Raw genomic sequence first — 584 nt, 5'->3', positions numbered from 1 at the left:
TTCACCCGTCGCCGGATGAGCCTTCTCACGAAGAGTACATTTTCCCCGAAGCTTCATACCCGACCGTTACCAGTCGCGCATGTCCGGGTAGACAACTGCTGGTCGCACAGCAGGTCACGACTGCGTCAACAAATACGTGACGCGCGTGACAAGACCGCAATGAGCTTTCCCATCCCATACAACATACTACTCAACGACGCGTGAGGGACGGAACACGTGTCGCACCCGCCTGTGCGAAATACGCTGATGCCTTGCGCAGGATTTCATTAACCTGGCGCAGTTCACGGTTCTCCCGCTCCAGTTCCTTAAGCCGATCCTGCTCCTGCGTGCTTGTGCCCGGGCGCAAACCCCGATTCCGCTCTTCCTTGCGTACCCAGCTACGCAGCGTCTCGCCCGAGCAGCCAAACTTCGCTGCGATCGACGCGATCACTTTCCATTGCGATTCCCGGTCGCCTTGATGTTCCAGTACCATTCGCACCGCCCGCTCACGAACTTCCGGCGAGTACCTTGGGGACTTCTTCGTCATGTTTTCCATAGCTCCATTTTCTCAAGAAGTGGAGTCTCCGGAAAACCCGGGGCGGTTC

1 pseudogene is annotated in these 584 nt (G+C 57.4%); it reads right to left on the bottom strand.

Annotated elements, in window-relative coordinates:
- Nucleotides 1–220 precede the first annotated feature (220 nt).
- Nucleotides 221–526 (bottom strand): annotated as a pseudogene (locus tag BMI01S_RS37925) (transposase); the annotation flags it as partial.
- Nucleotides 527–584: the final 58 nt, after the last annotated feature.

Source organism: Paraburkholderia mimosarum LMG 23256 = NBRC 106338 (assembly GCF_000739815.1).
GTDB classification, from domain to species: Bacteria; Pseudomonadota; Gammaproteobacteria; order Burkholderiales; family Burkholderiaceae; genus Paraburkholderia; species Paraburkholderia mimosarum.
This window is presented reverse-complemented; position numbering and strand designations above follow the sequence as displayed.